We start from the raw sequence: 20,923 nt of genomic DNA on the forward strand, positions 1-20,923 counted from the left end.
GTGACGAGCAAGCCTTCGACGGGCAGAGACACCGGCTGGCCTCTGGCGCCGACCTCCGGATTGACCAGGCTCGCGCTCAAGGCGCGAGGAAGGCTCGCAACCGCCCAGGCCAGCGTCAAGGCCGCCGGCAGGAAGGCCAGCCACGGCAGCCAGGGCGGCCAGGTGACGACAGCGGCGGGTCGGGGTGGCCCGACCGGAGCGCCATTGGCGAACCGCGCCAGGATCTGCCGCTGCGTATCGTCCAGTGCGCTTTCCTGGTCCGCCGTGCCGATCGTCGAGGGCATGGTGCCGCTCTCGATCGCCGCGTCCACGGCGGCATAGTGTGTGAGGGCACGCACCCCCCCGGCGTCGCGCGGGATCGGCGCGTCCGCCCGCAGCGACCATTGCCGCAGCATGGCGGCGAGGAAAGCCGCCGGCGCCGCCGCCGAGTCGGATTCGCCGGCATAGATCGCGGCCAGGGCACGCGGCGTGATGTCGTTGCCGTGCTGGACCACCGCGCCGACCGTGATGGTCATCGCCGCCCGATAGGCACGGGTGTCGGGAGCCGCCGCCGCATCATTGGTCGCGTCCGGGGCCACGAGGGGGAGCGGCGCTGGGCTGGGCACAGGTTCCGGTGGCGCCGGGCACCCCGAGCATGGCGGAGGAGCGGGCCCCTCCCATCCCACGTAGAGGCCCAGCGCGGCGACACCAACCGCCACGACCGTGGCGATCAGCATGCCGGCGTTCCGTCGGGACGGCGGCGGCCGGAGCGATGGAGGCGGCGGTGCCGACGATGACGCGACCCCGGCGATGGGCGGATCAAACGCGCCGGGCAGGCCTGCCCGGGCCGCGACGGCCAGGGCCGCGGCGCTTTCGCGCGTCTCGGCGAGGACCGGCGTCAGGTAGCGCAGCCAGAGGTCGGCCGCCGGCTCCTCGCCGATCCGGCGCCAGCCCTTCGAAGCATTGAGGCCGAACATGGCCACGACGGCGTCGATGCGCTGCTGCGGCGAGACGCGCTGCAGGGTCGCTCCGATGCCGCCGAGCCGTCGCTCCTGCTCATAGCGCGCGAACAGGGCGTCCAGGCCGGCCGCCGTCGGCACGAAGCGGTAGCTGACCTCGTCGCGATAGCCGACCTCGGCGCCCGTCATCGGCCCCTCCCCGCGCTTCGAGCCTCACACCTGGCGCTGGATCAGGTCGGTGAGGATGGTGCGGTCGCTCTTCAGCTTGGCGAGGGCGGCGACGATGGCCGGCAATCGCCGCTCGAGCGGCGGCGGCGCCGACCGGCTGGGATAGGCCAGCAGGGTTGCCGCATCGATGGTCTCCGAAATGCCGGGGCGCTTGTCGAGCTGCATGCCGCGAAACTCCTCGAGGAGCCGCAGCAGCATCGCCCGATCGTCGTCGGGCAGCGTGAACGCGTCGCCGCCGCCCGGCGGCAGCCGCTTGCGCAGGCCGCTCGCGATGATGCGCCCGAGGATGTCGCCTTCGGGAAAGGCGATCTCGTGGAAGACGCAGCGGCGCAGGAAGGCGTCCGGCAATTGCCGCTCCTCGTTCGAGGTGACGACGACGATCGGGCGCAGATCCGGCGCGATGCCGCCCGGGGTCTCGGGCTCGGCCGCGTCGCCCTCGCGCCGCGCCAGCTCCGGCACCCGGAACGACAGGTCCTCGATCTCGCGCAGCAGGTCGTTGGGAAAATCGCGGGAGGCCTTGTCGATCTCGTCGAGGATGACCACCGAGCGCCGCGGCCGGCCGGGATGGGAATAGGGCCGGCTGCCGCGCAGCAGGTGCCGGATCGAGGCCTCCTCGTGCGCGTCGAGGATGGCCCGGCCGAGCGCCTGGTATTCGACGTAGTCGGCTATATCGGGCGCCGGCGCGGCGGGATCGCGGGTGGCCTGGGCATCGCGGAACCGCCCGATGGCGTCGTAGCTGTAGAAGAGGTCGCGCGCTTCGGAATTCGACTTGGTCGAGAAGAAATGCACGCGGCCGATGCCCATGCAGCGTGCGATGGCATAGCCGAGCTCGGTCTTGCCGCAGCCGGGCTCGCCGGAGACCAGGAGGGGGCGGCCGAGGCCGATGGCGACGTCGATCGCGGCCATCAGCTCCTCGGTGAAGACGTAGTCGCGTCCCTTGTCGGCCACGATGCGGCCATTCTCCTCGATCTCGGCGCGGTCGCCGCCGTCACGCGGAAAGCTGTTGAACCACATGGCCTCCTCCCCTGCCTCCGCCTCAGCGGGCCGCCTCGACATAGCCGCGCACCACCGGCGCGAGGATGTCCTCGGCCTCCAGCATCGGCAGGCGGCGCCCGTCCGGCAGGACGCCGTCGACGTCGCGGAACAAACGGTCCTGGTCGATCTTCCAGATGGTCTGCAGGGCGCCGCACCAGCCCGTGAGATCGGCGCTGCCGACATCGTCGAAGGCCAGGCAGGCGCCGCAGCCGGGCGGACGGGCATCGAAGCTCCAGAGCGCGCCGAGCTCGGCGCGCCTGGCGGCGAAGCGGTCCGGGCTGCCGCGGGGCGCATTGTCGCAATAGACCACGATCACCTGCAGCCGGTCGGCCCCCGCTCCCGTCGCCGGGTCGGCGCAGTGTCGCGCCAGGGCCAGGACCAGCTCGCGTTCGCGCGCCACGTCGCAGCCGTCGATCGCCACGGCCGCCTCGACGATGGTGGGCCGGCGCGCCTGCAGGAGGGTCCGCAGCTGCTGCTGGACCAGGCCCAAGGCCACGCGTGTCGACAGGCTCCGGCCCGGCCAGGTCAGATGCTCCAGGGCCCAGCCCGGCGCCGCCGCCTCGTCCTTGCCGAGCAGCACGGCCTCGAGCCGCCGGCGCGTGTCGAGCCCCTGCGCCCCTGCCGGCGGCAGGCGCACCAGGCGCTCGAGAAAATTGCGGTGATTGTCGACATGCCGGCAGGCGAAGGCATGGACCAGGCCCGGATTGTCCTCCGCTTGGGAGAGCTGGATCAGGCCCGCGGGATCCTCCCGGTCCATCAGGATCATGGCGGCGCGCTGGCGCCTCTCGTTGCGCTTGGCCGAAACCTGGGCGACCTGGCGCTGAACCGGCGCGGCCCGAGGCGTCGCCGTGGTCTGGCGGGGCGGCACCACGCCGACCAGGGCGCCATGGCCCGTCCGGCGCAGGTGGCGCACGATCGCGGTGACCGGGATCGCCTGGTTCCACTTGCCCCAGTTGTTGCGATCCAGCTTGGGATCGCCGGCATGGTGCAGGGCGATGAAGCGGAAATCATTGTCGAAGCAGGCGGCGCCGGAGGAGCCGGCCCGCGTCGTGGCGCTGTGGCGCAGGCGCAGGTCGCCGTCGAGGAGCTTCAGCACGCGGCCCTTGCTCTCCTGGATCGGCATCGCCTTGCGCTGCTCTTCCTCCGAAGGGTGCTGCCAGATCCAGATGTCGGTGCCCTCGACCGGCACTCCACCGTCGTCGGGGATGGTGAGCCAGCCGCGCAGCCGCTTGGCCGAGCGCAGCGGGTTGGTGACCGGCTGCTCGCCGATCCGCTCGACCAGCCTGATGATGGCGTAGTCGAGGTGGTCGTCGTCGAAGCCCGCGTCGGCGCCGGCAAGGTCCTTGTCGCTGTAGCGGCTCCTGGCGTTGATGTCCCAGTCGGCCGCGAAGCCGACGGACAAAGCGCCGGCGGGGTCGCCGAACCAGGCATCCCCTCGGAAATCGAAGCGGCAACGGGCCTTGGCATACTGCTCGGGCCGGCGGAGCAGCGCCTCCATCACATGGAAATTGGTGAGCACCAGGTCCGGGCCGACGAGAATGCCGGTCCCCATGGAACCGACGCCGGTGTCGATGGCGCAGGTCCAGTCGATGCGCTCGCACAGGCGATCGATGTGCTCGCCCGGCGAGCGCAGGAACGCCAGCGGATCGACGGAGACTTCCAGGCCCGCCATGTCTCTTCCATCCCGTCGGCAGCGATCCGACCGCACGCACGGACACGCCGGTCCGCCGCATGTACCGGCGGTTGCGATCATGCAGGCTTTCCCGGTCGGCCGCGGTATCCCTCGGAACGCTGGCGCCCACCGGCCTTGCGCCGTCATTCGCAGGCCGGACGAACGCGAGCCGCACCGCGACCGCCCGCGTCGCCAGCGGCATGCATCGGGCTCGCAACCAAGCTAGTCGCCTTTGTTCCCTTCGGTCAATGCCGCTAGGGAATGGGCGGGGAAGGCACGACAGCGCTTCGCCCGACACGCCGATCGGGGGCGCGATGCGGCCGCCCGCTCAGAGTGCCCCGGCGATGGCCTTGCCGCAGGCCTGCGTATCCGCCCGGCCGGCCAGGTCGCGCGTGCGCAGCGCGGGCTCGGCCAGCGTCCGCTCGATCGCCGCGACGATCGCGGCCGCGGCTTCGGCATGGCCGAGATGCTCCAGCATCATCGCGCCGGACCAGATCTGCCCGACCGGATTGGCCACGCCCTGGCCGGCGATGTCGGGGGCCGAGCCGTGCACCGGCTCGAACAGCGAGGGAAAGCTGCGGTCCGGATTGATATTGGCGGAGGGCGCGATGCCGATCGTGCCGGTGCAGGCGGGGCCGAGGTCGGAGAGGATGTCGCCGAACAGGTTGGAGGCGACGACCACGTCGAACCAGTCGGGATGCAGCACGAAATGCGCGGTGAGGATGTCGATGTGGAACTTGTCCCAGGTCACGCCGGGATAGGCCTGCGCCATCGCTTCGACGCGCTCGTCCCAATAGGGCATGGTGATCGAGATGCCGTTCGACTTGGTGGCCGAGGTCAGGTGCCGGCGCGGCCGCCGGGCGGCGAGGTCGAAGGCGAATTTGAGGACGCGGTCGACGCCGATCCGGGTCATCACCGTCTCCTGCACCACCACTTCGCGGTCGGTGCCGGCGAACATGCGCCCGCCGATGGAGGAATATTCGCCTTCGGTGTTCTCGCGCACCACCCAGAAATCGATATCGCCGGGCCTGCGTCCGGCGAGCGGGCACGGCACGCCCGGCATCAGGCGGACCGGGCGCAGGTTGACGTACTGGTCGAACTCGCGGCGGAACTGCAGCAGCGAGCCCCAGAGCGAGACATGGTCGGGCACCGTCGCCGGCCAGCCGACGGCGCCGAAGAAGATGGCATCGTGCGAGCCGATCCGCTCCTTCCAGTCCTCCGGCATCATCCGGCCGTGCCGGGCGTGATAGTCGCAGGAGGCGAAGTCGAACCAGTCGAGCGTGAGGCCGATGCCGAAGCGCGCCGCGGCCTTCTCCAGGACGCGGACGCCCTCGGGCATGACCTCCTTGCCGATGCCGTCGCCGGGGATGACCGCGATGCGGAGCGTGTTCGAAGGGGCCATGGGACGTGCCTTCCGGTCAGGCGGCGGCGCGGCCGCGCTGCGCCGCGCGGCTCGCGAGGGTGGCGGCGAGGCGCAGCGCGCTCTCCAGGGCGCCGGTGCTCGCCACGCCCTTGCCGACGATGTCGAAGGCGGTGCCGTGCGCCGGCGTGGTGAAGACCGTGTCGAGACCGGCCGTCACGGTGACGCCGCGGTTGAAGCCGCGCAGCTTGGTCGCGATCTGGCCCTGGTCGTGATACATGGCGACGACGCTGTCATACGCGCCGGCGAAGGCCTTGATGTAGACGGTGTCGGCCGGGAACGGGCCCTTGCAGTCGATGCCGCTCGCCGCGGCGGCCTGCACCGCCGGGCCGATGACCTCGATCTCCTCGCGGCCGAACAGGCCGTTCTCGCCGGCATGCGGATTGAGCGCGGCGACGGCGATGCGCGGCGTCTCGATCCCCGCCCGCCGCATGGTGCGGTCGACAAGCCCGATCGCCTCGAGGATGCTGGCATGGCTGATCTGGTCGAGCGCGGTGCGCAGCGAGACGTGCGAGGTGACCCGCGACATCCATTGCCCGTCGAGCACGTTCATCTCGGAGAAATAGCCGCGATGGCCGAGGAGATGGGCGAACATCTTGTGCTCGTCGGGAAACTTCCAGCCGCCGGCATGCAGGGCCGCCTTGTTGAGCGGGGCGAAGGTGACGGCATCGATCGCACCCGCCTGGGCCAGGCGCACCGCCTCGGCCAGGGTCTCGCCGGTCAGCCGGCCGGACTCCGGCGAGACGACGCCGCGCGGCAGGCGGCCGGGATCGATATTGCCGAGGTCGAGGAGCGGCGTCGCGGCGTCGTCCCAGTCGATGTCCTCGATGCTCGATACCGCCCGGACAGCCAGCCGCACGCCCGTATCGCGCTCCCCCATGTCGAGCACGCGGCGGTCGCCGAGGACGAGGATGCGCGCCGCCTCGCGCAATCGGCCGTCCGCCAGCACGCGGGCACAGAGCTCCGGACCGATGCCGGTCATGTCGCCGAGCAGGAGGGCGATGCGGGGCAGGTCGGGGGAACCGGCCGGTCGGGACATGGACGCCTCCTCGGCTCGAGCGGCGGCAGGCCGTCGCTGGACGCCGGCGCATGGTGAAGGGGCGCGGCAAAAAGTCAACTGAATATTGTTGACAATAAGCAATCTGAGGGGGACCTTATGCGCCGTCCGGGGTCGTGAGGCGGTTCGTCATGGCCGGACTTGATCCGGCCATCCACGCGAACTCGACATGAGCCTGTGTTCGCGTGGATGGCCGGGACGAACCCGGCCATGACGGCGGAGAGCGCAGCGCGCTTATCTGCGGACGCATCTTGAGGGAGGACGGCCCATGCAAAGCCGAACGGGCGCAGCCGCAAGTCCGGCGCAGACCGCGATGCCGCCGCTGGCAGAGCGCCATGCGAGCCTGATGGAGGGCTTCTCCCGGCGCACGATCCGCACGAGCGGCGCCGAGATCAACGTCGCGGTCGGCGGCGAGGGCCCGCCGCTCTTGTTGCTGCACGGCAATCCCCTGACGCATGTGAGCTGGCACCGGATCGCGCCGACCCTGGCCAGGTCCTTCACCGTGGTGGCCCCGGACCTGCGCGGCTATGGCGACAGCTCCAAGCCGGACGGTGGGCCGGACCATGCCGCCTACACCTTCCGCGCCATGGGCGAGGACGCGTTCGACGTGATGGACAGCCTCGGCTTCGACAGCTTCGCCCTGGCCGGCCACGACCGCGGGGCGCGCGTCGGCTTCCGCATGGCGCTGGACCGGCCGGAGCGCGTCAGCCGCTTCTGCGCCCTCGACATCATTCCGACCCATCATCTCCTGACCAACGTGACGCTGGGCTGGGGCCTGGAGAGCTATCACTGGTTCTTCATGGCGCAGAAGGCGCCCTTCCCCGAGCGGCTGATCTGCGCCGACCTCGACTATTACATCCAGTACAAGCTCAACAAGAAAGGCGTCGGCCTCGAGATCTTCACGCCGGAGGCCCTGGCCGAATATGCCCGCTGCACCACGCCCGCGCAGATCCATGCGGTGTGCGAGGACTACCGGGCGACGGTGACGCTCGACCTCGCCATGGACAGCACCGATTTCGGCAAGCGCAGGATCGGCTGCCCGGTGCTGGTGCTGTGGGGCAGCAACAGCCATGTCGGCCGCCACCTCAAGCCGATCGAGGCCTGGTCGCCCTGGGCCGAGGACCTCAGGGGCTGGGCCATCCCGACCGGGCACTATCCGGCGGAGCACCGGCCCGACCTCGTCTACGAAAGCTTCTGGACCTTCTTCAACGGCGGCGAGCCCCGGCCCTATTCGGCCGCGCGGGATGCCGCATAGCGCCGGCGCGTCCCGGACTTTCGCAACGCCGCCGCCCGGCAGCGGCCTGACCCCGGGCCCCGGCCGGTCAAAGCCATGCCTTGATCTGTTGATCCGTGAGGTTCGCACCACACAAGATGGTCGCGACGCGGCTGCCGTTCAGCGCAGACGCTTGTGCGAGAACGGCTGCGAGCCCCGCCGCTCCGGCCGGCTCGACGAGGCGGTTCCATGTTTCATGGGCGAACCGCATCGCATCCAGAATCTGGTCGTCATCGACGAGAACGACGTCGTCGATGGTTTCCTTGAGCCATGCGATCGCCGACGGCACGGGATTCCGGACAGCAATTCCGTCGGCGATCGTGCAAGCCTCGCGGGTCGAGATCACTTCACCCGCCTTGTAGGACAGAGCCATGCAGGGCGCGCCCTTTGCGGCAACGGCGACGACCCTTGTCAGCGGCGATCTCGACTTGAACCAGCACCCTATTCCGGCCGCCAGCGCACCGTTGCCGAGCGGAATGAAAGCTGCGTCGATATCTTCGACCTCTTCGGTCAGTTCCGCCGCGATCGTTCCAGCCCCTTCCGCGATGGCTGCGCTCGCACCGTCCTCGACGAACTGCAGATTCCGTTCGCCGGCGTAGGTCTTGGCGGCTTCCTTGGCAGCGTCGAAGTCCTCCCCGACGAGAAGGACCTCCGCCCCAAACCTGCGCATGGCATCGATCTTCAGCGGATTGGCCTTCAGGCTCGCGAAGACGACCAGAGGTCGCCCATGCCGCGCGGCATTATAGGCAAGCCCCTGACCAAAGTTCCCGGCCGATGCCGTGACCAGAGGCGCTCCGGCGTCGGTGAGATCTGCGCAAAAATACCCTGTACCGCGCCCCTTGAAGCTGCGGATCGGGTTGTCCGTTTCGTCCTTTGCGACGAGGGACAGCGCCAGCCTTTCGGAATGCAGCAGGCTGGTGTTCAGAAAGATCGGATCGATGCGCCTGCGCGCATCCTCGATGTTCGTGGCTGAGAGAGGCGCTTGTTTTGTCATGAGGAGACATTATGAATTCTCTACGCGGAAAAACCGCGTATAAATCAGGCTCATAGCGGATTTTCCGCATCTATGGTCGAGCGCACGCCATGGACGACATCGACCGCACCATTCTTTCGATCCTCCAGGAGACCGCCGACGTTCCCGGCAAGGTCATTGCTGACACCGTCAATCTTTCCACCTCGGCCGTCGAACGCCGAATCAGCAAACTGAAGCAGGATGGGGTCATCGAGAAGATCGTGGCGGTGGTCAGTCCGAAAGCCGTCGATCGCACCTTGTCCATTCTGGTCGAGCTGGAAATCCAGAACGAACATCGACACACGCTGGAGCAATTCCAGCGGTGGTTGGATCGTGCGCCTGAAGTTCAATCCTGCTGGTATGTCACCGGCGACGTCGACTTTGTCCTGCTGGTGGTTGTCCGCAACCTCGAAGAATACAATGCCTTTGTCGATCGGCTCATGAATGAACAACAGGCGCTCGTGCGAAAATACAAGAGCCTGATCGCGCTCAAAACGATCAAGCATGGCTTGGAGCTTTCCGTCCACGCGTGACGGCTCTTCGCGGCGATCTCGACGAAATCGATTCGACTGTTCCGACGGAGATGGAAGCGACGATAAGAATTGACGTGGCCAGATCACCGGCATGAGGTCGCGGCGATCGTTTTCGGCTCAACCACCCCAGGGCTCGGCCATGAAGAACATTCAGGTCATCGACGGTGCCGACAACTGCACCTTCAGCATCTTCCAGGCTACGAATGCGGAATTCGCTTTGCTTTTCCCGGCCGAGGGGCAGGATCTTCAATTTGCCGAAGACCTCGACGCACAGGCCCTGAACGCGCTCGGGCCGGTCTGGGATCGTCCCATCCCCAAGCGGGACGTCCAGGGCATCCACGGGACCTTGTTCTACGGCTTTGCCGGCAAGCGCAGCCATTTTCCGGCGTCGAAGCAGGAGGCGGACTGGCCGGCGGACGCTCTCAATCCGGCGCAACGACGTCGGCATGTCCGAGGTCCTCGATAGGCCCGGCTGTCGTCTATGCGAGATCTGCCGCCGCCTCCCGCTCGATCGCTCCGACGATGGCATCCGTCATGCCTTGCGTGCCGGTGGCGCCGCCGATGTCGCCGGTGCGGGTCTGCGGCGAAGCCAGCGCCGTCGCGATGGCGCGCTGCATCAGCGCCGCGGCCGTCACGGCTTCGCCGACGCCCCGGTTGAGCCCGAGCCATTCCAGCATCATCCGGGTGGATTCGATCATCGCATAGGGATTGGCGATGCCCTTGCCGGCAATGTCGGGGGCCGAGCCGTGCGTCGCCTGCGCCATGGCGATGTCGCCCTCGCCGATGCACAGGCCCGGCGCCATGCCGAGGCCGCCGACCAGGCCGGCCGCCTCGTCGGACAGGATGTCGCCGAACATGTTGGTGGTCACCACCACGTCGAAAATCTGCGGCTCGCGCACCAGGCGCATGGCGAAGGTATCGACGATGACCTCGTCGACCGCGACGTCGGGAAACTCGCGCGCGGCGCGGTAGCACTCCTCCACGAACATGCCGCAGCCGAGCTTGAACACGGTGTTCTTGTGGACCAGCGTCAGCTTCTTGCGCCGCGAGCGGGCGATGGCGAGCGCCGCCCTGGCGACGCGGTAGCTGCCGGCGCGGGTAATGACGCGGACCGAGATGGTGACGTCCTCGGTCGGGCGGAACTCGCCGCAGCCGGCGACGACGTTGCGGTCCGGCTGGAAGCCCTCGTTGTTCTCGCGCACGATGACGAGGTCGATGTCGTCGCGCAGGGCGCCGAGGCCGGGGAAGGCGCGGGTCGGGCGCACATTGGCGAAGAGGCCGAAATGCTTGCGCATGATCGGGTGCGGATTGATCGCACCCGGCCCCTTGGGATAGGCCTGATGGCCGATCGGCCCGAGGATGAAGCCGTCCATGCCGGACAGCGCTTCGAGGGTGCCTTCCGGCAAGGTCGAGCCGTGGCTGTCGAGAGCGCGGCGCCCGATCGGCATCGGCCTCCAGTCGATGGCAAGGCCGGCGCGGGCCGAGGCGGCGCGGGCGACGCGCACGGCCGCCGGCACGATCTCGTGGCCGATATCGTCCCCCTCGAGGACGCCGATGGTGAGAGGAGCCATGCGCGCTGCCCTCAGCCGGCCCGGATGACGAGCGCCATCAGCGGCGCGATCGAAGGCAGCGTCTCGAGGTCGCGCACCCGCGCCACCACTTCGTCCGCCGCGGCCCGGCCGAGCCGGGCATGCCCGGCGCAGTCGCGGAACTTGTCGGCGACCTCCTCGTAGCTCATCGGATCGGCCGGGCTGCCCTTGCCGAAATCGGCCCGGCCGTGGACGGTGCGGCCGTTGCGCAGGGAGATGTCGATGATCGTCGTCATCTTGTGATAGCCGGCCCGCTCGGCCTCCTCGTCGACGACGAAGTCGATCCTTTCGATCATCGCCTTGACATCGGGACGCTGCGTCGTGGGGTCGGTGAACTCGGCCAGGCCCGCCCTGCCCTCCAGCAACAGGATGGCCATGCAGAACTCCATCGAGAACTTGGCCTGCAATTCGTCATGCGGGCGATGATGGATCAGGGCGTTCGGCATGTTCGAATTGGTGCCGACGCGCACGCGCTCCACGTCCGCTACCTCGATGCCGTTCTCGCGGATCAGGCGCAGCATCTCGGTCATGCCGGGATGGGTCAGCGAGCCGGATGGGTGCGGCTTGATCGAGATGCCGGGGTCGGCGAAGGTCCAGGGCGCGCCGAGGCGGCCATGGATGGCGGCGAGGTCGTAGCCGCCGCCGGCCGCCCGGAAGAAGCCGCGCGGCGCCTCCAGGATCCTGTCCGTCGCCGTCCAGCCATAGCCGGCGAACTGCGCCGCCGCGACGCCGCTCTCCGAGGCGCGGCCGGCATGGAAGGGCTTGGTCATCGTGCCGAAATTCTCGCGCAGGCCGGCCGACTGACTGCCGGCGATCGACAGGGCCCGCGCCGTGGTCTCGCGGTCGAAGCCCATCAGCGCCGCGCTGGCGGCGGCGGCGGCGAAGGTGCCGCAGGTGGCGGTGGCGTGGAAGCCGGTCTGGTAGTGGCGCGGATCGATCGCCTCGGCAATCTTGCACTCGACCTCGACGCCGAGATGGTAGGCGAGCATGACGTCGCGGCCCGAGGCGCCGGTGAGCTCGCCGACGGCGAGCGCGGCCGGCAGGGCCGGCGCCGTCGGATGGGTCAGGAGGCCATAGACGCGGTCGGCGGCGACGGCGAGCTGGGTGTCGTCATAGTCGTCGGCATGGATGCCGACGCCGTTGGCGAAGGCGGCGAAGCGCGGCGCCACCTTGCGGCCGCCGCCGATCACGGTCGCGGCGCCCGCGGCGAGGCCGAGCTCGTCGAGATGCCGGCGCACCAGCGCGCCGCTCTGGGCCACCGAGCCGGACAGGGCGAGGCCGATGCCGTCCAGAATGGATTTCTTGCCGAGGGCGACGACCGCCTCGGGCAGGTCGTCCGCCTTCGTGCTCACGACGAAGTCGGCGACATGGTTGGTGAGTTCGACGCCGGCGCGGGCGATATCCTGCATGGCCTTCCTCTCGCAGCGGGCGCGGCCGCGGGGATCACCCGCCGAGCCGTCGCACCAAGGTCTCCAGGCGCCGCAAGGCGCCCGAGCGCGGTGGCGAAGCGTCATGCCGAGACGGCAACACGCTCCGTCGCCTTCTCAGGGAAAGTGGACCTACGAATGGTAAACTGTCAACAATTTTCTGACGACAACGCGATCCCTAACGCTTCGCCGGGCTTCGCGCCAGCGCGGCCCGGTGCGTGCGCTGCATGCCGTTGACGATATGGGCGCGGCCGGCGGCGAAGGCGCGCGCGGCATCATGCGCCGCGACGGCGTCGAGAAGGGCGCGATGCTCGGCATTCGAGACGTCGAGCACGTCGCCGCTCGACAGGGCGCGGTAGCGCTGGATGTGCAGCTCACGGGCGAGGCTGAGATAGATCTGCGCCAGGCGGGCATTGCCGCACATCCGCGCCACCTCCGAATGGAACTCGAGGTTGACCGGATAGTACTGGCTGACCTCGCCCAGCCTGGCGAGCTCGTCCATGCGGTCGACCAGGGCCCTGAGCTTGGCGACCTCGGGCTCGGTGATGCGCTCGGCGAGCAGCATGGCCATGCAGGCGAAGACACCTGCCCGCGCTTCGGAGACCTCGCGGGCCTCGCTCTCGCTGAGCTCGCGGACGAAGAAGCCGCGGTTGGGGATGATCTGGATCAGGCCGAGGGCGGCGAGCGCGCTGCAGGCCTCGCGGATCGGCCCGCGGCTGACGCCGAGGCGCTGGGCGAGGGCGTTCTCGTTGATGCGCTCGTTCGGCGTGAACTCACCCTCGACGATCATCCGCTCGATCTCGGCCTGCACCACGTTGGCGAGCGAGCGCGTGCGCAGGAAATCGATCGGGGAGAAGCTCGGCGCGTCGGCGGGGCTGTCGCTCATGGCCTGCTCTCCCGCCGGATCGCCGGAACACGGCACCGCGCGGCCGGCGATGTGTATCCTTCATGTCCACCGCCCATGTCCGGATCCCCCTTCTTCAACGGCGAGGCCAGCACTGCGATCGACTCCTGTTCCCGATGCGTTGCCAGCCATCACTCGGATGGTGCCGCATCTTGTCAAGCGCCGGGCGAGATTTCATGTGTCCGAGCTCCGAAACGGCGGCCGGGCCGGGCGGCCTCAGGTCGTCCCCTCCCTGGCGCCCGGCCCGCCCAGGACCGGCACCCGGTTGGCGATGAAGACGACGGTGAAGGAGACGACGAGAAGCAGGATGCCGAGCACCGAGATCGCGCCGAAATCGCCGCTTTCGTTGAGATCGTAGATGATCACCGAGACCAGCTTGGTGTTGGCCGTCGTCAGGAGGATGGTCGCCGACAATTCGCGGATGGTGCCGATGAAGACGAAGCACCAGGCCGCGACGATGTTGGTGCGCAGGAGCGGCGCCGTGATCTGCCACAGGCTCCTGAGGCGCGTGGCGCCGAGGATGCGGCTCGCCTCCTCCAATTCCGGATGCACGCCGCTGAAGGCGGCCGAGAGCTGCTGGTAGCCGGCCGGCAGCTCCAGGGTGAGAAAGGCGATCAGCAGGATCCACAGCGTGCCGTAGAGGCGGAACGTCGGATTGGCATAGGCCAGGAACAGGCCGACGCCGAGCACGATGCCGGGGACGGCGATCGGGGCGGTGGCGAGCAGGCCGAGCCAGCTCGTGCCGGCGACCGGGCGCCGCGCCACGAGATAGGCGATGACGAGCGCCATGGCCGTGGCGATGGTCGCCGTCATCAGGCCGAGCACCAGCGTGTTCCAGATGGCGAGCCGCGTGCTGGAGAAGTCGAACAGCACGAACTCGAAATTGTGCAGCGTCAGGCTCTCCCACGTCAGCGGCTCGGCGATGGTGTGGGTCAGCGCCGTCTTCAGGAGCGCCGCATAGGGGAAGATCACGGTGAGGCAGAGGATCAGGACGACATAGGCCCAGGCGAGCCAGGCCCAGCGCCCGAGCCGCACGCGGCGCGCCGCGCCGCTCTTGCCGCCGAGCACGGTATAGCCGCGGCGGCCGAGCAGCCATTTCTGCCCCTGCAGCAGGAGCACCGTGACGACGAGCAGCGGCAGGGCGCTGGCGGCCGCGAGGTCGAGGCGCGGCGGGAACTGGAAGAAGCTCCAGATCTTGGTGGTGATGACGTGGAAGCCGGCCGGCAGGGCGAGGATCGCCGGCGAGCCGAACATGGTCAGCGCCTGCACCACGGCGACCAGCGAGCCGGCCAGCATTGCCGGCAGCACCATCGGCAGGGTGATGCGCCTGAGCGTCGCGCCCGGCCTGGCGCCAAGGATGGCGGAGGCCTCCTCCAGGTCCGACGGCACCCTGTCCAGGGCATTGGCCACCAGGGTGAAGACGAAGGGGAAGGAGTAGCAGGTGACGGCGAAGACCAGGCCGGGGAAGGAGAAGATGTTGAAGAGGTAGTCGGAGGGATCGGCGCCGAAGGCCCAGCGGTAGATTGCGTTGAGGATGCCGCTGTTCGGCGCCGCCAGCATCTCCCAGGCAAGGGCGCCGAGGAAGGGCGGCGTGACGAAGGAGGCGGTGACGAGGCTGCGGATGAAGCGCCGCCCCGGCATGTCGGTGCGCGCCACCAGCCAGGCGAGCGGGGTTGCGACCAGGCAGGAGAAGAAGCCGACGCCGGCGGCCAGCGCGAGCGCGATCAGGAAGGCGCGCCGGATGGCCGGATCGACCAGCAGGCGGCCGAAATTGGCCAGCGTCGGCATGCCGCTCTTGTCGACCAGGCTGTACCAGGCCAGCCAGAACAGCGGCAGCAGGACCAGCACGCACAGGATGGCGGCGAGCAGGAGGAACAGCGGTGTCGAGAGATCGAGACGCCGCGCCGGCCTGCCGCCCGCGCCGCCGAGGGTCAGTGTGGTGCTGGTCACCGTCTGCCTCATGTTCCGAAATACTGCTCGTATTTCTGCTTGATGGTGTCGACCGCATCGCGCACGGCGGCGGGATCGGAATAGATCAGCTTGATCTGCGACAGCGGCGTGCGCGTCGCCTTCTCCTTGATGTCGGGCCGGACCGAGCGCAGGCCGCCGAAGTCGTAGTTCAGCTGCTGGGCCTCCTGGGTGAACATGAAGGCGTAGAACAGCCTGGCGGCGTTGGGATGCGGCGCGTGACCGAGGATCGCCGCATTGCCGAAGGCGATCGAGGTGCCCTCGGGGGGATAGACCACCTTGATCGGCACGCCCTTATCCTGAAGGATGAAGACGTTGTATTCGTTGCCGTCCGCCTGGATCGGCCGCTCGCCCTGCGACAGGATCTTGGGCGGCTCGGTCGAGGACTGGACCTGCATGATGCCCTGGTGGCCGAGCTTCTCGAAATAGTCCCAGCCCAGGAGCTGGCTCATCGCATAGGTCGCGGTCATGACGTTGCCGCTGTAGCCGGGATGCGACTTGACGAGCTTGCCCTTGTATTTGGGGTCGAGAAGGTCGGTCCAGGTCCTGGGCGCGTCTTCCGCCTTCACCAGGTCGGAGCGGTAGGCGAGGACGGTCAGGGTGCAGCGGAACGCGGCATATTGCCCGTCGGGGTCGCGGTCCTTCTCGGGCCAATACTTGGCCACGTCCTCGGGGACCGCGGGGCTGAGCCAGCCCTGGTCCTTGAACACCAGGAAATGCGCGGCGTCCGAGGTCTCGATCACGTCGGCATTGTAGACGCCGCTGGAATATTCCTGGCCGATGCGCTGGAAGACGCGTTCGGAGCCGGCACGCTCGACCTGGACGCTGATGCCGGGATATTTCGCCTTGAAGGCGGCCCCGAGCTTCTCGGCCACCTGCACGTCGGTCGAGGTGTAGTAGACGACGTGGCCCTCCTTGGTGGCCGCGGCGACGAGGTCCGATGTGACGGGATAGGGGGCCGGGGCGCCCGCCGACGCCGCCTGGCTCAATGCCAGGCCGCCGACGAAGACGGCCGCTGCGATCATGGTCCTCGACATGGATTCCCTCCCTGGTTTCGTGCTGGCAAGGCTCTGGTCTTGACCGTCGGCCGGGAAAGCCGGCCGTCGGCGCCGAGCTAAAGTGCGAGCGCCCGGCAGGTGTCCGGCGGGCAATGGAGCCAGACCTGCTCGCCCGCGGGAATGGCGACGTCGACGGGCGCGATCGCCCGCACCGTGTCGCCGCCCGATGTGCTGAGGAGATAGTCGCGGTGGGAGCCGAGATAGACCTGCCGCACGACCTGCCCGGCCGCCCAGTTGGTGTCCTCGCCCGGCGGCCGCTGCCGCGCCAGCCGGACGTCGTGGTGACGCACCGAGACCGCGGTCTCGGCGCCGGTGGCAAAATCGCCGCCGCCGCAGCGCAGCACGAGCCCGCCGCCGCAATCGACCGCGTCCGCGCCGACGCGGCGGCCCGAGAAGACATTGGTGCCGCCGATGAACTGCGCCACGAATTTCGAGCGGGGCCGCTGATAGATCTCCTCTGGCGTGCCGGCCTGCTCGACCGCGCCCCGGTTCATCACCACGATCATGTCGGCAGCGGTCATCGCCTCGGTCTGGTCATGGGTGACATAGACGGTGGTGTAGCGGAACTCGTCGTGCAGCCGGCGGATCTCGAAGCGCATCTCCTCGCGCAGATTGGCATCGAGGTTGGACAGCGGCTCGTCGAGCAGCAGCGTCTCCGGCTCGACGACCAGGGCGCGCGCCAGCGACACCCGCTGCTGCTGGCCGCCGGAGAGCTCGGCGGGATAGCGCTCGGCGAGCTCGGCCAGGCGCGTGGCCTGCAGGATGCGGCCGACGCGGGTGCGGACGTCCTCCCGGCCCAGGCGCCGGAGCTTCAGGCCGTAGGCGACGTTCTCGAACACGGTCATGTGCGGCCAGAGCGCATAGCTCTGGAAGATCATCGACATGTTGCGCGCCTCGGGCGGCTCGCTGGCCCCAGGCGAGGAGATCACCCGCCCGCCGACGCGGATCCGGCCGTCCGAGGGCTGGACGAAGCCGGCGATCAGGCGCAGCGTCGTGGTCTTGCCGCATCCCGACGGGCCGAGCAGGCAGACCAGCGTGCCCTTTTCAATGGCGAGATCGACCGCATCGACGACCGTCAGGCTGCCGTAGCGCTTGGTCAGGCCGTCCAGTTCCACAAAGGCCATGCCGTTTCCCTGCCTGCTGCTGGCACATGGGCTTCTTGTTCTTGCCTGCCGTGATGGTTTCCTTAACTCTGTCAATTGTCAACAATAAACTGAAAACGACCCAATTCAGCGGCAGGAATCAGACCTGCCCGGTCGCGACCGCCAGCCCCAGGAACAGGACCGAGCCGGCCAGCATCAGCGCCAGGGCGCCAGCCTTCGTGCGCGAGACGGCGACCGCCGCCAGCAGCGCCACGCACCAGGCCACCCACCCTCCCCTGGCGTCGCGCAGCAGCGAGAAGACGCTGGAGAGCACCAGCCCGGCTGCGATCGGCGCCAGGCCCTTGGCCACGGCGCGCTGCCAGATCGCGCCGGGATGGCTGTGCCAGAGATAGGCGATGCCGAAGACGAGCAGCGAGGACGGCAGGAAGATGGCTGCGGTCGCGAGCACGGCGCCGAGCCAGCCCGAGACGTGCCAGCCGATCAGGGTGACGATCAGCGTGCCGGGGCCGGGCGCCACCCGCGACACGGCGAACACGTCGAGGAAGCCCGGCCCGCTCAGCCAATGATGCTGGTCGACGACGCTGCGCCGAACGTCGCCCAGGATCGAGACGCCGCCGCCGATCGTCATCAGCGACAGCGGCGCGAAGGTGAGGACCAGCGCGAGGAGCGGATCATCCTTGTTCACGGCGGGAGCGTCCGAAGGCCAGGCCGATGCCGATCGGGGCGAACACCGCGATCAGGACCGGGGTCGAGAGGTGGAAGACGAGGGCACCGACGATCGTGCCGGCGAGGATGGCCACCGAGGCGAGATCACCGCCGGCATGGCGCGCCGCCCGGTAGCCGACGGCGAGCGACAGGCCCATGGCCGTGGCCGCCACGCCGGCGAGCAAGGCGCCGGCGACGGGCCAGGCGCTGAGGCGGAGCAGCGTCTCGCCGATCAGCACGATGAGGACGGCCGGCGGCAGGATGACGGCCGCGAGCGCGATCAAGGCCCCGCCGGCGCCGCGGGCACGGTAGCCGAGCCAGATCGCCAGGTTGGCGACGTTGACGCCGGGCAGCGCCTGGCTGACCGCCAGGCCTTCAAGGAACTCGTCCTCCCGCATCCAGCGCCGCCTGACCACCAGCTCGGCATGCATCATGCCGCTGACGCCGCCGCCGAAGCTGGTGATGCCGAGCTTGGCGAAGACGAAGAACAGGGCCGCGAGGCTTTGCCGGCCGGCCTCCTCGGCAGGCGGCGACGGGCTGGCTCCGTCCATGGGCGGCTCCTCAGGGTGAGCTCGGCGGTAGTGCCACGGCCGCGACGGCCGTGCAACCACGGTTTTGTAGTCTGTTGACAGTTTGCAGTAAATAGTAGAACGTCACCACATGGGCGGCGACCTCGAATTCCTCCAGAACCATTCCCTGACCAGCGTGCTGCGGCGCGAGATCGAGGCGCTGATCCTGTCGGGCGCCTTCGGCCCGGGCGAGCGCCTCAACGAGAACCTGCTCGCCGCGCGCTTCGCCGTCAGCCGCGGGCCGGTGCGCGAGGCCTGCCGGGCCCTGGTCGAGAAGGGCCTGCTCGAGCTCGTCCCCAATCGCGGGGTGTACGTGCGCCGGATCGACGACCGCCAGGCTGCAGAGCTCTACGACCTGCGCGCCGGCCTGTTCGCCACCGCGGCCCGCCTGCTGGCCGCCACCATCACGGACGCCGAGCTGGACGAGCTCGACGCCCTGCTTCTCGGCATGGAGGCGGCCGCGGCGCGGCAGTCGCTGGAGGACTACTATCCGCTCAACCTCGCCTTCCACGAGCGGATCCTGAGCTTTGCCGGCAACGCAAGCCTGCTGGCCGCCTATCGCGAGGCGATCAAGGCGCTGCACCTGTTCCGCGAGCGCGGCCTGCTGCACGGCGGCGGCCTCTCGGTCTCGAACAGCGAGCATCGCGCCATCCTCGAGGCCCTGCGCGGGCACCGGCCGCTCGCCGCCATGGAAGCGGCGTTCCTCCACGTCCAGAACGGTAAGGCGCGGATGATCCTGCCCGGCCGCGAGGACGGACAGACCGGGACGGCCTGACCACCCCGGGAAAGACACAAGAACGAGAGGGAGGACCATGACCGCAGACCCGTTCAAGCTCGCCATGGCGCGGCTGGCGATCGCCGCCGCGCTCGGTGCGACGATCCCCGCCGCGCTCGGTGCGACGATCCCCGCCGCGCTCTGCGCGACGATCCCCGCCGCGCTCTGCGCGGCGATCACCGCTCCGGCTCTTGCAGCCGGCAAATATCCGAGCGGCGTCGTGACGCTCGTCACCCATTCCAGCCCGGGCGGCGGCAGCGACGTCTTCCTGCGCGAGATGCTGCCGCATCTGCAGGCGCATCTCGGCGGCACGCTGATCGTGCAGAACATCCAGGGCGGCAGCGGCGCCAAGGCGGTGGCGATCACCGCGTCGGCCCCGCCCGACGGCACGATGCTCTATGCCACCACGCCGACCTACATCTATACCTCGCTGCTCAGCCACCCTGCGGCGACCTACAAGGACCTCGAGCCGCTGGTGAACGTGTTCTACGACCCCGAGGTCGTCTACACCGCCGCCGACTCCGCCTTCCCCGACCTCGCCTCGGTGATCGCGCATGCCAGGGAAGCGCGCGGCAAATGGGGCGCGGCCAACCCGGCCTCGCTCGAGCGCCAGGCGCTCGAGCAGATCAAGCAGAAGACCGGCGTCAACGCCTCGATCGTCACTTTCGAGGGCGGCGGCGACATGCTGATCAACGTGCTCAACCACGGGCTCGACATCGGTGTCGGCGAGGTCGAGGAGATCCGCGCCCAGCTCGATGCCGGCAAGATCCGCCTGCTGGCGGTGCTCGGCGACAAGCGGCTCGACCAGTTCCCCGACCTCAAGACCGCGCGGGAGCAGGGCGTCGACGTCGCGGTGGTCAAGTTCCGCGGCCTCGCCGGCCCGAAGAACACGCCGCCCGAGGTGATCGCCGCCTGGGAGGAGGCCATTCCCAAGCTGCTCGCCGATCCCGCCTACGAGAAAGTCTACCTGGAGAACAATCTCCAGCCCGGCTTCATGAACCATGCCGACTACATCAGGTTCATCGACGGCTTCGGCAGCGACACCACCGCCTTTCTCAGGAAGAGCGGGGTGATCAAATGAACGCCCGTTCGACCGACCGCACGTCGCGCGCCACCGTCGGCCGCGATGCGGTCTGCGGCGTGGCGACGCTCGTCGTCGCGCTCCTCTACTATCTCGGCGCCAGGGCCATCCCGGAGAGCATGCTGGCCGATGCGATCGGGCCGAGCGGGCTGCCGATCGGCTATGCCGGCGTGCTGGCCGCGCTCTCGGTCGTGCTGATCGCGCGCTCGGTGCTCGGCCGCTCGCCCGCAGCCGACAGGCGGGGCGCGCCGACAGCGAGGCCGCCGGCCGCCGACGAAGCGGCGCCGGGGCGAAGCGCCCGACCCCGCCGCGGCGAGGACGTCGCGCTGCGCGACGTCGCCCGCGCGGCCGGTGTCCTGGCGATCGGCATTGCCTATGTCCTGGCCCTGCCGGCGATCGGCTATCCCCTCGGCATCGCCCTGCTCATATCAGCGATGGTGCTCTACCAGGGCGGCAAGGCCGGGCGCAGCCTGGCGCTGGCGGCGATCGGCGGCGCCGCGCTGTTCTGGCTGGTCTTCGCCCATGTCCTCCACCTCCCCGTGCCGATGGGCCTGTGGCCCTCGGTCATCCCCTGAG

19 protein-coding genes are annotated in these 20,923 nt (G+C 69.2%); 6 read left to right on the forward strand and 13 right to left on the reverse strand.

Going from position 1 to position 20,923, the window contains the following annotated elements:
• Positions 1-1,151: 1,151 nt before the first annotated feature.
• The 4 genes from QO011_RS09745 to QO011_RS09760 all read right to left on the reverse strand — a co-directional run bounded on the left by QO011_RS09745 (position 1,152) and on the right by QO011_RS09760 (position 6,332).
• A complete protein-coding gene (locus QO011_RS09745; protein ID WP_307270815.1) occupies positions 1,152-2,180 on the reverse strand; it encodes an AAA family ATPase in 1,029 nt (342 codons plus the stop codon).
• Positions 2,181-2,202: 22 nt separating this feature from the next.
• The gene (locus tag QO011_RS09750) at positions 2,203-3,873 is read right to left on the reverse strand and encodes a trypsin-like serine peptidase (RefSeq protein ID WP_307270818.1); all 1,671 of its coding nucleotides are present in this window, start codon (positions 3,871-3,873) and stop codon (positions 2,203-2,205) included.
• A gap of 328 nt (positions 3,874-4,201) precedes the next feature.
• Positions 4,202-5,275 carry a tartrate dehydrogenase gene (locus QO011_RS09755; RefSeq protein WP_307270821.1) on the reverse strand — a complete coding sequence of 358 codons (1,074 nt, stop codon included), beginning with the start codon at positions 5,273-5,275 and terminating at the stop codon, positions 4,202-4,204.
• A gap of 16 nt (positions 5,276-5,291) precedes the next feature.
• Positions 5,292-6,332, reverse strand: a complete 1,041-nt coding sequence (locus QO011_RS09760; protein ID WP_307270824.1) for a PdxA family dehydrogenase — start codon at positions 6,330-6,332, stop codon at positions 5,292-5,294.
• Positions 6,333-6,618: 286 nt separating this feature from the next.
• Here QO011_RS09760 and QO011_RS09765 point away from each other — a divergent pair, with 286 nt between their 5' ends.
• Entirely contained in the window at positions 6,619-7,605 is a 987-nt protein-coding gene (locus QO011_RS09765) for an alpha/beta fold hydrolase (protein WP_307270827.1), read from the forward strand.
• Positions 7,606-7,672: 67 nt separating this feature from the next.
• Here the strand turns inward: QO011_RS09765 and QO011_RS09770 are convergent, their stop codons facing one another.
• A complete protein-coding gene (locus tag QO011_RS09770) occupies positions 7,673-8,617 on the reverse strand; it encodes a threonine ammonia-lyase (RefSeq protein WP_307270831.1) in 945 nt (314 codons plus the stop codon).
• Positions 8,618-8,706: 89 nt separating this feature from the next.
• On the opposite strand from QO011_RS09770, the gene QO011_RS09775 reads away from it, so the two are divergent.
• Together QO011_RS09775 and QO011_RS09780 are read left to right on the forward strand one after the other, a co-directional pair.
• Entirely contained in the window at positions 8,707-9,168 is a 462-nt protein-coding gene (locus QO011_RS09775) for an Lrp/AsnC family transcriptional regulator (RefSeq protein ID WP_307270835.1), read from the forward strand.
• Positions 9,169-9,307: 139 nt separating this feature from the next.
• A complete protein-coding gene (locus QO011_RS09780) occupies positions 9,308-9,634 on the forward strand; it encodes a DUF8220 family protein (RefSeq protein ID WP_307270837.1) in 327 nt (108 codons plus the stop codon).
• Positions 9,635-9,647: 13 nt separating this feature from the next.
• Here the strand turns inward: QO011_RS09780 and QO011_RS09785 are convergent, their stop codons facing one another.
• From QO011_RS09785 to QO011_RS09820, 8 genes are all read right to left on the reverse strand, one after another.
• Positions 9,648-10,739, reverse strand: a complete 1,092-nt coding sequence (locus tag QO011_RS09785) for an isocitrate/isopropylmalate dehydrogenase family protein (protein WP_307270840.1) — start codon at positions 10,737-10,739, stop codon at positions 9,648-9,650.
• A gap of 11 nt (positions 10,740-10,750) precedes the next feature.
• The gene (locus tag QO011_RS09790) at positions 10,751-12,166 is read right to left on the reverse strand and encodes an MmgE/PrpD family protein (RefSeq protein WP_307270842.1); all 1,416 of its coding nucleotides are present in this window, start codon (positions 12,164-12,166) and stop codon (positions 10,751-10,753) included.
• 196 nt (positions 12,167-12,362) lie between these two features.
• Positions 12,363-13,070, reverse strand: coding sequence for an FCD domain-containing protein (locus tag QO011_RS09795; RefSeq protein ID WP_307270846.1), 708 nt, complete (start codon positions 13,068-13,070; stop codon positions 12,363-12,365).
• 234 nt (positions 13,071-13,304) lie between these two features.
• A complete protein-coding gene (locus tag QO011_RS09800; protein WP_307270849.1) occupies positions 13,305-15,038 on the reverse strand; it encodes an ABC transporter permease in 1,734 nt (577 codons plus the stop codon).
• A gap of 8 nt (positions 15,039-15,046) precedes the next feature.
• Entirely contained in the window at positions 15,047-16,093 is a 1,047-nt protein-coding gene (locus tag QO011_RS09805) for an ABC transporter substrate-binding protein (protein ID WP_307270852.1), read from the reverse strand.
• Between the two features lie 77 nt (positions 16,094-16,170).
• Positions 16,171-17,238, reverse strand: a complete 1,068-nt coding sequence (locus QO011_RS09810; RefSeq protein ID WP_307270856.1) for an ABC transporter ATP-binding protein — start codon at positions 17,236-17,238, stop codon at positions 16,171-16,173.
• 118 nt (positions 17,239-17,356) lie between these two features.
• Positions 17,357-17,902: a chromate transporter gene (locus QO011_RS09815; protein ID WP_307270859.1), complete on the reverse strand. Its 546-nt coding sequence runs from the start codon at positions 17,900-17,902 to the stop codon at positions 17,357-17,359.
• Positions 17,889-18,473, reverse strand: coding sequence for a chromate transporter (locus QO011_RS09820; RefSeq protein WP_307270861.1), 585 nt, complete (start codon positions 18,471-18,473; stop codon positions 17,889-17,891). Before QO011_RS09820 ends, QO011_RS09815 begins: the two co-directional genes overlap by 14 nt.
• 109 nt (positions 18,474-18,582) lie before the next feature.
• On the opposite strand from QO011_RS09820, the gene QO011_RS09825 reads away from it, so the two are divergent.
• Genes QO011_RS09825 through QO011_RS09835 form a run of 3 tightly spaced genes read left to right on the forward strand, consistent with a single transcriptional unit; the run spans position 18,583 to position 20,922 of the window.
• Positions 18,583-19,266: an FCD domain-containing protein gene (locus tag QO011_RS09825; protein ID WP_307270863.1), complete on the forward strand. Its 684-nt coding sequence runs from the start codon at positions 18,583-18,585 to the stop codon at positions 19,264-19,266.
• 37 nt (positions 19,267-19,303) lie between these two features.
• Entirely contained in the window at positions 19,304-20,347 is a 1,044-nt protein-coding gene (locus QO011_RS09830; RefSeq protein WP_307270866.1) for a tripartite tricarboxylate transporter substrate binding protein, read from the forward strand.
• Positions 20,344-20,922, forward strand: a complete 579-nt coding sequence (locus tag QO011_RS09835; protein WP_307270868.1) for a tripartite tricarboxylate transporter TctB family protein — start codon at positions 20,344-20,346, stop codon at positions 20,920-20,922. The genes QO011_RS09830 and QO011_RS09835 overlap by 4 nt, the downstream gene beginning before the upstream one ends.
• Position 20,923: the final 1 nt, after the last annotated feature.

It is taken from the genome of Labrys wisconsinensis (assembly GCF_030814995.1).
GTDB classification, from domain to species: Bacteria; Pseudomonadota; Alphaproteobacteria; order Rhizobiales; family Labraceae; genus Labrys; species Labrys wisconsinensis.